This is a genomic window from Streptomyces sp. NPDC058307 (genome assembly GCF_042880295.1).
Lineage (GTDB): Bacteria > Actinomycetota > Actinomycetes > Streptomycetales > Streptomycetaceae > Streptomyces.
Window position 1 is genome coordinate 71,598 of record NZ_JBHVYZ010000029.1, and the last position, 13,432, is coordinate 85,029.

Annotated in this window: 13 protein-coding genes; 9 read left to right on the forward strand and 4 right to left on the reverse strand. The window is 71.1% G+C overall.

The window, feature by feature from the left end:
- Positions 1 to 157: 157 nt before the first annotated feature.
- The 4 genes from ACFVYN_RS21735 to ACFVYN_RS21750 are packed head-to-tail and all read left to right on the forward strand — an operon-like array spanning position 158 to position 6,677.
- On the forward strand, positions 158 to 979 hold the full coding sequence (locus ACFVYN_RS21735; RefSeq protein ID WP_390000971.1) for a glycosyltransferase family 2 protein: 822 nt from the start codon (positions 158 to 160) through the stop codon (positions 977 to 979).
- Positions 976 to 2,010, forward strand: coding sequence for a glycosyltransferase family 2 protein (locus ACFVYN_RS21740; RefSeq protein WP_390000973.1), 1,035 nt, complete (start codon positions 976 to 978; stop codon positions 2,008 to 2,010). Before ACFVYN_RS21735 ends, ACFVYN_RS21740 begins: the two co-directional genes overlap by 4 nt.
- Complete coding sequence (locus tag ACFVYN_RS21745) at positions 2,003 to 2,803, forward strand: polysaccharide deacetylase family protein (protein ID WP_390000975.1); 801 nt, start codon at positions 2,003 to 2,005, stop codon at positions 2,801 to 2,803. The genes ACFVYN_RS21740 and ACFVYN_RS21745 overlap by 8 nt, the downstream gene beginning before the upstream one ends.
- A complete protein-coding gene (locus ACFVYN_RS21750; RefSeq protein WP_390000977.1) occupies positions 2,796 to 6,677 on the forward strand; it encodes a lipopolysaccharide biosynthesis protein in 3,882 nt (1,293 codons plus the stop codon). Before ACFVYN_RS21745 ends, ACFVYN_RS21750 begins: the two co-directional genes overlap by 8 nt.
- 78 nt (positions 6,678 to 6,755) lie before the next feature.
- Here the strand turns inward: ACFVYN_RS21750 and ACFVYN_RS21755 are convergent, their stop codons facing one another.
- On the reverse strand, positions 6,756 to 8,177 hold the full coding sequence (locus tag ACFVYN_RS21755; protein WP_390000979.1) for a xylan 1,4-beta-xylosidase: 1,422 nt from the start codon (positions 8,175 to 8,177) through the stop codon (positions 6,756 to 6,758).
- Between the two features lie 167 nt (positions 8,178 to 8,344).
- Here ACFVYN_RS21755 and ACFVYN_RS21760 point away from each other — a divergent pair, with 167 nt between their 5' ends.
- Positions 8,345 to 9,439: a DUF5925 domain-containing protein gene (locus ACFVYN_RS21760; protein ID WP_390000981.1), complete on the forward strand. Its 1,095-nt coding sequence runs from the start codon at positions 8,345 to 8,347 to the stop codon at positions 9,437 to 9,439.
- 15 nt (positions 9,440 to 9,454) lie between these two features.
- On the forward strand, positions 9,455 to 10,186 hold the full coding sequence (locus ACFVYN_RS21765; RefSeq protein WP_390000983.1) for a DUF72 domain-containing protein: 732 nt from the start codon (positions 9,455 to 9,457) through the stop codon (positions 10,184 to 10,186).
- Here ACFVYN_RS21765 and ACFVYN_RS21770 read toward each other — a convergent pair.
- Positions 10,171 to 10,542 (reverse strand): GntR family transcriptional regulator, encoded by a 372-nt coding sequence (locus ACFVYN_RS21770; protein WP_390000984.1) that lies wholly within the window; start codon positions 10,540 to 10,542, stop codon positions 10,171 to 10,173. The genes ACFVYN_RS21765 and ACFVYN_RS21770 overlap by 16 nt on opposite strands.
- A 71-nt stretch (positions 10,543 to 10,613) precedes the next feature.
- Between ACFVYN_RS21770 and ACFVYN_RS21775 the strand changes: the two genes are divergently transcribed.
- Together ACFVYN_RS21775 and ACFVYN_RS21780 are read left to right on the forward strand one after the other, a co-directional pair.
- Positions 10,614 to 11,543 carry a GNAT family N-acetyltransferase gene (locus ACFVYN_RS21775; protein ID WP_390000986.1) on the forward strand — a complete coding sequence of 310 codons (930 nt, stop codon included), beginning with the start codon at positions 10,614 to 10,616 and terminating at the stop codon, positions 11,541 to 11,543.
- Positions 11,524 to 12,045 carry a DUF402 domain-containing protein gene (locus tag ACFVYN_RS21780; protein ID WP_390000988.1) on the forward strand — a complete coding sequence of 174 codons (522 nt, stop codon included), beginning with the start codon at positions 11,524 to 11,526 and terminating at the stop codon, positions 12,043 to 12,045. The genes ACFVYN_RS21775 and ACFVYN_RS21780 overlap by 20 nt, the downstream gene beginning before the upstream one ends.
- Here the strand turns inward: ACFVYN_RS21780 and ACFVYN_RS21785 are convergent.
- The gene (locus ACFVYN_RS21785; RefSeq protein WP_390000989.1) at positions 12,042 to 12,623 is read right to left on the reverse strand and encodes a class I SAM-dependent methyltransferase; all 582 of its coding nucleotides are present in this window, start codon (positions 12,621 to 12,623) and stop codon (positions 12,042 to 12,044) included. The two genes, ACFVYN_RS21780 and ACFVYN_RS21785, sit on opposite strands and share 4 nt — an antisense overlap.
- A 170-nt stretch (positions 12,624 to 12,793) precedes the next feature.
- Between ACFVYN_RS21785 and ACFVYN_RS21790 the strand changes: the two genes are divergently transcribed.
- On the forward strand, positions 12,794 to 12,928 hold the full coding sequence (locus ACFVYN_RS21790) for a hypothetical protein (RefSeq protein ID WP_352390865.1): 135 nt from the start codon (positions 12,794 to 12,796) through the stop codon (positions 12,926 to 12,928).
- 37 nt (positions 12,929 to 12,965) lie between these two features.
- Here the strand turns inward: ACFVYN_RS21790 and ACFVYN_RS21795 are convergent, their stop codons facing one another.
- Entirely contained in the window at positions 12,966 to 13,415 is a 450-nt protein-coding gene (locus ACFVYN_RS21795) for a GNAT family N-acetyltransferase (protein WP_390000991.1), read from the reverse strand.
- Between the last annotated feature and the right edge of the window lie 17 nt (positions 13,416 to 13,432).

Below are 13,432 nucleotides of genomic sequence, written 5' to 3' on the forward strand. Positions count from 1 at the left end.
CACGACGGCGGTCGGCCAGCTTTGCCAGCTCACCCGGCACGTACGGAGATTCCTTCCGGCATGCCGTGAGTGAGAACAGAACCCCCCTTTCGAACCGGAGCGACAAACCGGACCGCCCAGGGGAGGGCGGTCCACCGGACGAGAGGGAACCAGACTCATGAGTTCAGTTCTGCGCCCGGCGACTGCGGGCCAGGATGTGCCGACAGCCAGCCAATACCGGCCCATCTCCACTCACCTGGCCATCACGCCACCGGTGAGTGTCGTCATACCCGCCATGAACGAGGCGGAGAACCTTCCGTACGTCTTCAAGACCCTGCCCGACTGGATCCACGAAGTGGTCCTGGTGGACGGCAACTCCTCGGACGACACCGTCGCGGTGGCCCGCGAGCTGTGGCCCGAGGTCAGGGTCGTGAAGCAGCACGGCAAGGGCAAGGGGGACGCTCTGATCACCGGGTTCGAGGCCTGCACCGGTGACATCGTCGTCATGATCGACGCGGACGGCTCGGCCGACGGCAACGAGATCGTCTCCTATGTGTCCGCCCTGGTCTCGGGCGCGGACTTCGCCAAGGGGTCCCGCTTCGCCAACGGCGGCGGCACCGACGACATGACCTTCATCCGCAAGCTCGGCAACTGGGCGCTGTGCACCATCGTCAACCGCAAGTTCGGCGCCCGCTACACGGATCTCTGCTACGGCTACAACGCCTTCTGGCGGCACTGCCTCGACAAGATCGACCTCGACTGCACCGGCTTCGAGGTGGAGACCCTGATGAACATCCGGGTCGTCAAGGCGGGGCTGAAGGTGCAGGAGATCCCGAGCTACGAGTACCTCCGCATCCACGGCGCGAGCAATCTGCGGGCCGTCCGGGACGGGTTCCGGGTGCTCAAGGTGATCCTCGGGGAGCGGTCGAACCGGCGGGCGCTGCGCCGCCGCGCCCATCACTCGCCGATGCTCGACTCGCGCCGGGGAGAGGTGTCTTGAGCGAGCCCGACGTCTCCGTCGTGATCTGCGTGTACACCGAGGACCGCTGGGAGGACATCCTCGCGGCGGTCGCCTCGGTGCGGACGCAGTCGTATCCGGCCCTGGAGACGCTGCTGGTCGTCGACCACAATCCGGCGCTCCTGGACCGCCTGACCAAGGAGTACAAGGAGTACAAGGACTTTCAGGAGGTCCGCGTGTTCGCCAACGCGGGCCCTCGCGGCCTGTCCGCGGGCCGCAACACCGGGATCGCCGCCTCGCGCGGCGAGGTGATCGCCTTCCTGGACGACGACGCCGTCGCCGAGCGGGACTGGCTGCGGCACTTCGCCGCCGCCTACGCCGACCCGCGGGTCATGGCGGTCGGCGGCCGTACGGTGCCGATCTGGGCGTCGGGGCGCCGGCCGGCCTGGTTCCCGGAGGAGTTCGACTGGGTGGTCGGCTGCACCTACAGAGGCACCCCGTCCGGCCTGATCCAGGTGCGCAATGTCCTCGGCGGCAACGCCTCCTTCCGGCGCGGCGCGTTCGACGCGGCGGGCGGCTTCGCCACCGGCATCGGGCGGGACGGCGACAAGCGCCCGCTGGGCTGTGAGGAGACGGAGCTGTGCATCCGGCTGAGCCGGGCCAGACCGGACGCGGTCCTGCTGATCGACGACCGGGCGGTGATCCACCACCGGGTGCCGAAGGCGCGCGAGCACTTCGGGTACTTCCGCACGCGCGCGTACGCGGAGGGCCTGTCCAAGGCCCTGGTGGCCCGAAGTGTCGGCGCGGACAAGGGACTTGAGTCGGAGCGCCGATACGCCACCCGGGTGCTGCCGGCCGGGGTGGTGCGCGGACTGCGGGACGCCGCGCTGGCCCGGCCGGGGGGCGCGGGCCGGGCGGGCGCGATCGTCGCCGGGGTGCTCACGGCGGCCGGCGGGTATGTGGTCGGCACGGTCCGGGCGCGGCGGGGCGGGACCACGTTCTCGGTCGCGGAGATACAGCGGGAGCTCCAGGGGGAGATTCAGGCGGACATTCAGGGGGAGCGCGATGGCTGAGCCGCCCGTACCGATCCTCATGTACCACTCGGTCGCCACCGACCCGAACGACGCCACCCGCGTGCTGTCGGTGTCCCCGCAGGCCTTCGCCCAACAGATGGCAGCCATCGGCGAGTTGGGCCTTACGCCGCTCAGGACCGCCGACCTCGCGGCCCGCTGGCGCGACGGCCGGCCGCTGCCCGAGCGGCCCGTCCTGATCACCTTCGACGACGGTTACGAAGGCGTCCACCGCCACGCCCTGCCCGTGCTCGCCAAGCACGGCTTCACGGCCACGGTGTTCGTCTCCACCGGCTGGATCCGGGGCGCGTACGACACGGGCGGCGGTCTGGACACCATGCTGGACTGGGACCAGGTGCGCGAACTCGCCGCGGCGGGCGTCGAGATCGGCGGCCACACCCACACGCATCCGCAGCTCGACCAGCTCGACGACACCGCGCTGCGCCACGAGCTGATCCACTCCCGGGAGATCGTCACCGACGAACTCGGCACCGCGCCGGTCTCCCTCGCCTACCCGTACGGCTACTCCAGCCGCCGGGTGCGCGAGGCGGTGCGCGAGACGGGGTACGGCCAGGCGCTCGCCGTGAACAACGGTCTGGCGCGCAGGAGCCAGGGGCCGTATGCGCTCACCCGCCTCACCGTGCGCCGCAGCACCACGGCCGAGGAGTTCGAGCGGCTCGTCCGGGGCCGGGCGATCACCCGGGACTTCGCCAGGGACCGTGCCCTCACCAAGGGGTACGCGTTGGTCCGAAGAGCACGACAGGCCCGCCGGAAGGTCTCCCGTTCCCGTGTCTGACACCACGACCACGACCGAGCCCGAGTCGACCGCGGCGAAGGCGCCCGAGCAGTCGGGGCGCCGTCTTCGGCTGCCCGGCCTCGGCAGGGGCGCCGGCGGCGGCAATCAACTGTTCCGCAACGCCTATGCCCTGATGCTCAACACCGGTATCTCCGCGGTCCTTGGCCTCGGCTTCTGGCTGGCGGCCGCCCGCTACTACTCCGAGTCGGCGGTCGGCCAGGGCTCCGCCGCGATCGCCGCGATGAAGCTCCTCGCGGGACTGACCGCGGTGACCCTGACCGGGGCGCTGGCCCGCTTCATACCGGTCGCCGGCCGGGCCACCGGGCGCCTCATCGCCCGTACGTACGCGGGAAGTTCGGTGCTCGTGGCGGTCGCCGCGGTCGTCTTCCTGCTCACCCTGGACGCGTGGGGGCCGTCGTACCGGTTCCTGCACGGGCCGGTGAACGGCCTCGGCTTCATCGCCGCCGTCGTCGCCTGGAACGTGCTCACCCTCCAGGACGGCGTGCTGACCGGGCTGCGCAGCGCGCTGTGGGTGCCGGTCGGCAACACCGTGTTCTCCGCGGTGAAGCTGGGACTGCTGGTCGCGTTCGCGGTGGTGATCCCGACGGCCGGCGTCTTCGTGTCGTGGGTCGCGGCGATCGCCGTCTCGGTGCTGCCGCTGGGCTGGATGGTGTTCCGGCGTCTGGCGCCACGCCATGTGAAGGCGACCGAGGACCATGCGAAGCCGCCCTCCCTCGGGGAGATCGGGCGTTTCCTCGCGGGTGACTACACCGGCTCGCTGTTCTCGCTCGCCGTGGTCTACCTGGTCCCCGTGATCGTGGCCTCCCAGGTCAGCTCCCAGGACAACGCGTACTTCTACATCACCACGACGATCGGCGGCACCTGCAACCTGCTCGCCATCAACATGGGCGCGTCCCTGACCGTCGAGGGCTCGCACGACCCCTCACGCCTGGCCGCCAACACCCGTGCCGCGCTGAAGCGGATGGCGCGGATCATGCTGCCGGTGGCCGGGATCCTGTTCTTCGGGGCGCCGTGGATCCTCGGTGTGTTCGGCTCGGGCTACGCGGACGCGGCCACCCCGCTGCTGCGCTGGTTCGCCGTCGGGGCGGTGCTCCGGGTCGTCATGGAGACGTACTTCGCGGTGCTGCGCGCGCAGAGCCGCACCTCCGGACTGGCCTGGCTGCAGGGCCTGTTGTGTGCCATGGTGCTCGGCCTGACGCTGCTGCTCCTGCCCCGTATGGGGCTGACCGGAGCGGGCGTCGCCGAGATCTCCTCGCTCGCGGTGATCGTCACTCTCGCCGCGCCCCGGCTGTACCGGACGATCCGGCACGCCCCGGCCGCCGAGGTCCCCGCGGGCACGGCTCCCGACGGCGACCTCGCCGACCTCGGGGCGCGCGAGGTACCGGCCGCGGGACGCACCCGCCGCCCCGGCTGGGCGCTCGACCAGGACACCCTCGCGCTGGGCATCCACGTCGACTTCGACCACCAGGAACGCCGTCCCGACGTGCGCCCGGGTCCCGGCACCCCGCCCACGGGCACACCCGTGCCGGGCGTGACGCGGGACCGGCCGACGTGGGCGTTGCGGAAGCCGGCCGACCTCGGGTTGCCGGTCCAGATGGGGGTCCCCCCGCTCGAGCGCATTCGAGAGTGGGGGAGGGAGCCGGGCTCGGAGTCCTCCCTCGGGCCGTCCGAGGCGGAGGTGGACGCGCCGTTCGAGGTGGCCTTCGAGGTGGCCTTCGAGGTGGCCTTCGAGGTGGCCTTCGACGCGGGCAAGGAGGTCGACGTACCGGAAGAGTCCGCCGTACCGGAGGAGGCGCCGCAGCCTGCGGAGCCGCCGCCGCTGTCCTGGCGGGAGCGGCTGCAGCCCACCTGGCTCGGGGTGTTCCTCGGCTGTCTGCTGGCCGTCGCACTGCTCCTGTACTGGGTGCCGGCGCTCGGGCTGGGCGAGGCCGACCTGGACCGGATGGGCGGGCTCGGGCTGATCTCGGTCCTGCCGCTGCCCACGCTGGTCGGCGCGGCGCTCCTGGTCGTGGTCTTCGCCTCGCTGCTCTGGCTGGGCCGCGAGCACAAGGCACTGCTGCTGGTCACGCTGGTGGCGACCGTGGTCTCGCTGCACGCGCTGCCGGCGGTGATCGAGGCCGAGCCACGGTTCGCCACGGCCTGGCAGCACCTCGGGTTCATCGACTACATCGACCGGACCGGCTCCGCGGTGCCCGACCTGGACGCCCGCTGGAGCTGGCCCGGCTTCTTCGCGGCGGCCGCGTTCGTGGCCCAGGCCTGCGGGGTCACGGACTTCACCGAGATCATCCGCTGGTGGCCCACCGCGATCCAACTCGCCTACCTGGTACCGATGTTCCTGCTCGTACGGCACATGCGGGCGAGCTGGCGGGCCAAGTGGACCGGCATCTGGATCTTCGTGCTCAGCGGCTGGGTAGGCCAGGACTACTTCTCCCCGCAGGGCTTCACCTATCTGCTGTACCTGGTGTTCGTGGCCGTGCTGCTCGTCTGGTTCCGCGCCCCGCGCGTGCTCTGGACGAAGCGACGCCCCGGCGAGGCCGAGGTCGAACCCACGAACCGCCGTCAACGAGCCGTCCTGCTCGCGGTGTTGATCGGGCTGTTCGCGGCGAGCGTGCCCGCCCACCAGCTCACCCCGTTCGTGATGCTCGGGGTGCTGGCGGTGCTCGTCCTGGTCGGCCGCAGCGAACTGCGCGGGCTGCCCGTCCTGTTCGCCGTCATGGTGGCCGCCTGGATCGGCTGGATGGCCGAGCCGTACTGGTCGGGCCACTTCGACGACCTGTTCGGCGGGGTCGGCGGCGTCGGCGGCAATGTCTCCTCGTCGGTCTCCGGCCGTATCGAGGGCGGCAGTTCGACCCACAAGCTGGTCCTGTACGTGCGTGTGCTGCTGGCGGGCGGGGTCATGGCGCTGGCCTGCTACGGCTGGTGGCGGCGGCGCGACCACAAGTACCGGGAAGTCGCGCTGCTGGTCCTGACCTTCGTGCCGTTCCTCGGCTTCGGCATGCAGTCGTACGGCGGTGAGATGGCCCTGCGGGTCTTCATGTTCGCCCTGCCGGGCGCCGGCCTGCTCGCCGCCCTCGCGCTCTTCCCGCGCACCGGGGTCACCGCGAAGGAGCGCGAGAAGGACCGGGTCAGTCTCGCCCCGGTGGCCGCGCTGATGGCGGGTCTGCTGCTCGTCGGCGGCTTCCTGGTCGCCCGCTGGGGCAACGAGCCGTTCGAGCGGATCCAGCCCGGCGAGGTCGCCGCCATGGACTACGTCTACGCCCACGACGATCCGACGGTCCGGGTGCTGTGGCTGAGCAACGACACGCTCGACAACGTGACGCCGGCGATGCCGTGGGGCGCGAAGGACATGGAGAAGGTGTCCTATGTGCCGACGCTCGCGCCGACCGACCCGGTGCTGGTGTCCGGGCTGGTCAAGGCGCTCAAGGACGCCGGCCCGAACTCGTATCTGATGGTCAACGTCAGCCAGGTCACCTATCTGCGGCTGGGCGTGGGCTATTCGGGGACGTGGGAGCCGCGGCTGCTCGGCAACCTCGACAGCCGCAAGGAGCTCAAGCGGGTCCTCACCAACGACGACGTGACCATGTACGCCCTGCGGGACCAGCCCGCCGGAAAGGTCCCGCAGGCCGACCCGGGGCCGATCGGGCCGCAGGTGACCTGGACACCCTGGTCGGTGGTGGGGGCGCTGGCCGCGCTCGCGCTGATCCTGCTGCTCTCGGCCCGTGAGGTGGTGCGGGTCGCGGTGCGGCCGAGTGTGCGACAGCTGCGGTGGCTGCAGAGCAGCTTCTGGTTCGCGCTGCCGCTCCTCGCGGTGTTCCTGGCGGCGCTGGTGCAGCGGTTCCTGACGATGAAGTGACGCCCTTCGGACGACCCTCGGACGCCCTTCGGAGGTCATTCAGAGGGTCATTCGCAGGTCATTCGCAGGTCAAGTGGCTCAGCGGGTGAGCCACTTGACCTCGTACGCCCGCATGTCGAACTTCTTCCCGTCGATCTCGGCGCTGATCTGCCGGTTCAAGGTGTTCACCACCAGAACGGTCTTGTCGGTGGCCAGGACCCGGACGTTGGGCACGTCGTCGGCGGCGACGGAGACGTTCTTGTACGTACTGCCCGGCGCGAAGGCCTTGCCGAACCGGCTGACGAGGTCGAACATCGGCAGCTTCCGTCCGCCGCCGCTGCCGCTGCTCGGCGTCCAGAGACAGCCCGCGCAGTCCGTGCCCTTCTCGTTCTCCGGGTTCCAGTAGAGGGCGGACGTGGTGCCGCCCCTGGCCAGCGCGATCATTCCGGCGGCCTGCACCGCGACCCGGCGGTTCTCGGACCAGCCCTCGCGTTCGTCCCGGCTGTCGGCGGGCTCGACGTAGTACTCGGCCCACCACAGCGGCAGGTTCCCGGTCCGCTGCCGCACCCACCGGCTCACCGCGGTGAACTTGTCGGTGGCCGCGAACTCGTTCGGCAGCAGCTCGTCGTCGTTGGTGTAGCTGGAGCCGTCCACGACCACGAAGTCGGCGCCCGCCTTGTGCTTGTTCCAGTAGTCGAAGGCATCGAGGATCCGCTGGTCCATCGCGCCCCAGGCGCCCTTGAAGGTGGCGGAGGCGTCCTCGGAGCGCGGGTCGACGCTGTCCATCACGAGATACGGACCGCCCACCATGATCTTCGGGTCGACCTTCTTCAGCGCCTTGTAGACCAGGTTGTAGAGCCGGGTGTACCCCTCGTAGTCCCAGCGGGCCTCGCCGTTGTTCCAGAAGCCCTTGAACTCGTTCCAGACGATGAAGTGGCGCACGTCCGGGTAGCGCTTGGCGACCGTCGCGGCGAGCGCGGCGTAGTCCTCGAAGTGCGCGGGGTCCGGCGCGGTCTCCAGCGCCGCCTTGCTCCAGTCGGTCCTGCCGACGCCCGCCTCGCCGCCCTTCATCCAGTCCGGAGCGCAGCACAGGGTGATGGTCGGCGTGGACCCGGAGGCCCGGATGAAGTCGATGCGCCGGTCCAGGTCCTCGAAGTCGTAACGCCCCTTGACCGGCTCGGGGTTGTCGGCTCCCCAGCCCATGATGTGCTGGTTCTGCGGAAGTCCGCCCGTGTCGGCCAGCAGCCCCTCGACGCGCTCGGTGGCGGCGGAACTGCCCTCGTCGGCGCTGAACTGGGTGTGGGTGAAGCCCCAGCCGACCTCCAGGGTGTCCGCGTCCGGTGTGGTCGTCGGGGTGCCGTGGACCCGGTCGCCGTTGCGTGAGGTGCCGTCGGTGCCCGCGCCGCTGCCGGGAAGCGTGTTGAGGAGGGTCACGACCAGCGCCAGAACCGCCGCGCCCACCCCGAGCAGAGCGGTGAGCCGCCACCGTCGTGCCCCCGAATTCCACTCATGACGTCCCATTGAGGGCAACGGTATCCGCGAACACACCTGGGCGGGCAGATGTCGGAGATGCACAGCCTTGTAACAGGAGTTAGCGGACAGACCGGAAACACCGGACGTCGCCGACACGATCCCCGCACTCCGGAAACCGGGTGCGTATGGGGGTCCCGTGCCGGATCATGGGCCGCATGTCTGCCAACCCACACGACGCTCTGCCGATCCGGCTCAACGTCGACGACAGCGACTCACCGTCCGACGTCGTCGACGCGCTGTTCCTCGGCCGCTTCGCGACGGGCGAGCAGCCGTACTCCCACGCGGCCAACATCGACCGGGTCCGCACCGGGGCCACGCTCCTGCCGCCGGGCGCCCGGGTGCTGCGCGTCGCCCGCGACGACGACCGCAGCGCGACCCTCGCCGAGGGCGACGGCTGGACCCTGCTGATCTCCCGCTGGAACCGCGGCGCCGACGTCACCGTCACGGCGACCGACCCCGAGCTGGCCGAGAAGGTCCTCGACCAGGCCACCGACGGCGCGGCGGACGAGCCGGAACCCCAGCCGGAGAACGTGACGATGGGCTTCTGGTACGTCTCCCCCAGGCGCGGCCCGCACCGCACGACCCGGCAGATCTCCGCGGGCACCTGGGACGAGGTGCGGCAGAACTACACGGCGCCGGTCGCGGACGCGATGGACCGCCTGATGAAGACGACCCCGAAGGACATCGCGGGCCGGCTGCTCCTGCTGCACGGCCCGCCGGGCACGGGCAAGACCTCCGCCCTGCGGACCCTGGCCCGCTCGTGGCGGGACTGGTGCCAGGTGGACTGCGTCCTGGACCCGGAGCGGCTGTTCAGCGACGTCGGCTACCTGATGGACATCGCGATCGGCGAGGAGGACGCGACGGGCAAGGGCCGCTGGCGGCTCCTGCTCCTGGAGGACTGCGACGAACTGATCCGCGGCGAGGCGAAGCACACGGCGGGCCAGGCCCTGTCGCGGCTGCTGAACCTGACCGACGGCCTGCTGGGCCAGGGCCGCAACGTCCTGGTCGGCGTCACGACCAACGAGGACCTGGAGCGCCTGCACCCGGCCGTGGTCCGCCCGGGCCGCTGTCTGGCCCGTATCGAGGTGGGCCCGCTGACCCGCCGGGAGGCCACCGGCTGGCTCGGCACCGAGGAGGGCGTGGGCCGCGAGGGTGCGACCCTGGCGGAGCTGTACGCGCTGCGCCGGGGGACGTCACCGACGGCGGTGCCGGAGCCGCGGCCCGGGGCGGACGCGGGGCTGTACCTGTAGTGCTTTGATGGCTGTATGACCTTGTTCGTCGGCACATCGGGGTGGCAGTACAAGGACTGGCGGGGCGCCCTCTACCCCGAGGGCGTCCCCGTGCGGCTCTGGCTGGAGGAGTACGCGGCGCACTTCCCGACCGTCGAGATCAACAACGCGTTCTACCGGCTGCCGACCCGGGAGACCTTTGAGGCGTGGCGGCAGCGGGTGCCGGGGGACTTCGTGGTGGCGGTGAAGGCGAGCCGGTACCTGACCCACATCAAGCGGCTGAAGGACCCCGAGGAGCCGGTGCACCGCCTGATGAGCCACGCGGAGGGGCTGGGCGACCGGCTTGGCCCGGTGCTGCTCCAGCTGCCCCCGACCCTGCGCGCCGACCCGGACCTGCTGGACGCCTGCCTGGCCTGTTTCCCCGCCTCGACCCGGGTCGCGGTCGAACCCCGCCACGAGTCCTGGTGGACGCCCGAGACCCGCAAGGTCCTGGAGACCCGCGGCGCGGCCCTGTGCTGGGCCGACGTACGGGCCCGTCCGGTGACCCCCCTGTGGCGCACCACCGACTGGGGGTACGTCCGCTTCCACGAGGGCCGGGCGCAGGCGTGGCCGCACTACGGCAGACGGTCCCTGGAGACCTGGGCCGAGCGGATCGTGGGGACCTGGCCCGGCAGCGAGGACGTGTACGTGTACTTCAACAACGACCCGAACGGTGCCGCCGTGCGCAACGCGCGGCTGTTCACCTCGCTGGCTCAGTCCTCTCCGTAGGCCGCCCGCAGCGCGTCCCGTACGGCCGCCAGGGCATCGCCCTCGGTCAGCCCCAGCCGCCGGGCCCGCTCGACGTAGGCCTGGGCGGCCGAGGCGAGTTCGCGTTCCGCCGCCGAGCCCGCCGCGGCGACGAACGTGCCGTTGCGGCCCCGCGTCTCGATCACCCCGTCGCTCTCCAGTGCCCGGTACGCCTTGGCGACGGTGTTGGCGGCGAGCCCGAGCGACTCGGCGAGGCCCCGCACGGTCGGCAGCCGGTACCCCACCGGCAGCGCCCCCGCCCGCGCCTGCTCGGAGATCTGCACCCGCACCTGCTCGTACGGCGGCGCACTGCCGTCGATGTGGATCTTCAAGGTCACGAGCCGATTGTCCCGCACCCGCCGGAAAATGAGAGGCACCGGGGCAGTCCTCCCACGTAACGTGCGCCTTCATGACCGTGATCGTGCGCGACCTGCGCCCACAGGACCCGGCCGATGTCGAGAGCTTCGCCCACGTCCGCCATCTCGCCCTCCCGTTCGCGCTGTGGACCCCGGCCGGTGTGCTGCACCGCCTCGTCCACACCCACCCGGACGCGCGCTACCGCTCCCTGGTGGCCGAGGAGGACGGCGAGGTGATCGGCTCGGCCCAGATCGGTCTCGCCCACGACAGCCCGGAGCCGGGCCAGGGCTACCTGAACATCTACGTACGCCCGGACCGCACCCGGCGTGGTGCCGGTGCCCTTCTCGTCCGCACCGCCGAGGAGCACCTGGCGGCGCACGGCGCGACCAAACTGTTCTCCTGGGTCCTGGACGAGCCGCACAACCGCGTGTTCGCCGAGCGGCACGGCTACCGGGCCAGCCGCCCCGCGCACTTCCTGCGCCTGGACCTGGCGAACGCCACCCTGCCCCCGCTGCAGACCCCTCCCCCGGGCGTGGAACTGCGCACCGCCGCCGACTTCGCGGACGACCCGCGGCCCTTCTTCCAGCTGGACGCGGAGACGGCGGGAGACGAACCGAGCGACGTGGACACCGAGTTCACGGACTACGAGGCGTGGATCGAGGAGAACTGGAAGCACCCCCTCCTCGACCATGCCCTGACCACGATCGTCCTCGTCGACGGCCGCCTGGCCGCCTTCAGCGCCGCTCACACCGACGGGGCCGGCCGCTACGCCACCGCCATGACCGGCACCGCCCGCGCCTTCCGCGGCCTGGGCCTCGCCAAGCTCGCCAAGAACGCCTCCCTGCACCGGGCCCGCGCCGCCGGCTGTACGGAGGCGCTCACCGGCAACGACGCCGCCAATGAACCCATGCTCGCGATCAACAAGTGGTTCGGATACGAGATCTGCGCCACGGAGGTACGTCATGTCCGCGAACTCGCCTGAGCCCCGACCGCGCGTGGACGTCGTCCTGCTCAAGGCCGGCCGCACGAAGATCCGTTACGAGGCCGAGCTCCTCACCGACGACGGCACCCGCGTCACGGTCCGCGCGCCCTGGGCGGGAGAGGGCGTCCGCGACTTCGGCTTCGTCCGCTTCGAGCCGGGCGACGTCTTCACCGAGCACTACTGGCGGGACCGCTGGTACGCCGTCAAGGAGGTCCGCACCGCTTCCGGCACCCTGAAGGGCTGGTACTGCGACATCACCCGCCCGGCGACCCTGAAGGGCGCTGAGCTGGTCGTGGAGGACCTGGACCTGGACCTGTGGGTCTCGGCGGACGGCAGGCAGGTGCTCCGCCTGGACGAGGACGAGTTCGAGGAGAGCGGCCTGGCGAGGACGGACCCCGAGGCGGCGTCGGCCGCACTGGCGGCACTGGCCGAGTTGGAGGCGATGGCCCAGGTCAAGGGCGGTCCCACGGCCGACGCTCAACACCGCTTCCCACCCCTCTAGTCGCTCCTGGCCACCACCGCGTACCGCTCGTCCTCCACGGCCTTCCCCCACAACAGGGAGTCCCCCGAGAGCCGCTCCACCAGCACCCTGGCCCCGAGCGGCTCCACCAACCCGCTCACCCTCTCGGCCGATATCCCGACCGACCCCCACACCCCCTCCACCAGCACCAGCCGGCCGCCCGGCCGCAGCAACCCCCACCACCGCCGCAGCGCCCGCCCGGGATCCGGCAGCGCCCACAGCACGTGCCGTACCAGGACGACGTCGAACCGCTGCTCCCCCACGGGCGGCATCGCCGCGTCACCGACGAGGAACGCCGCGTCACGCCCGGCGAGCTTCGCGCGGGCCAGCTCCACCATGGCCGGAGAACTGTCCACCCCGGTTACCCGGTGTCCCTGCTCGGCCGCGAGGAGCGACAGGCTCCCGGTCCCGCACCCGAGATCGAGGACGTCGGACGCTCGCTCCGGGAGCCACCCCCGCAGCCGCTCGGCCCAGGCCCCGCGCACCTCGGGGTCCCGCAAACCGTGATCCGCCTCCTCGTCGAAGGACTCCGCCTCGGCGTCCCAGTCCACGTCCACCACGCCACCCCCGCCGTCACTGTGCTCCGTCTTGCACCCAAGAGTGACACCCGCCACTGACACTCGAATCGTGACAGCCGCCACTGACAGACCGGTGACCGATGAGGAACTCTCCCCGAAAGCGTCTACCTCCGTGAGAACGCGGAACTCGGTAGGCACTGAAGGAGGCAGCCATGCGCCGTACCACCGTGCAGAAGCCCCTGAAGAGGACGGACGCCCGGCGACTTGCCGAGGAGGCCGAGGAGCGCCCCGCGGGACGCCCCGAGGTCCGCAAGGACATCGCGCGGACCTGGTGGCCCGACGGCTGACGGCGGCAGGCACGGCGGTCGGCATGCTCCCTCCGTATCAGACCAGTCGCTTGCGGTAGTGGACGCGGTCGTAGGGCCCGTCCACTCTCCGTTCCACGACCTCATAGCCGAACTTCGGATAGATCTCCTGGTTCTCCCACATCATCGCGTTCGTGTAGAGCCTGACCTCGGGCAGTGCGAGCGTACGCGCGTGTGCCTCGACGAAGCGCAGCAGCCGTCCACCCACGCCCTGCCCCTGGGCGTCGGGCCGGACGGCGATGTTGTCGAGGTACAGGTGGTCCGGGTACCGCTCGACCACGACGAGCCCGATCACGGGGTCGCCCGTCACGAACACCCGCCCCGCGGCGACGTTCGCCGCGTGGTCCCGCTCCATGGGCTGCGGCACCTGTCCGATGCGCTCGATGTAGTGCGCGTACGCCGCGTCGGTCACGGCCTTCACGGCCGGTACGTCGGCCGCGTCGGCGAGTCGGATCTCCTCGTTCGTCATGTGCGCACGCTACCTAC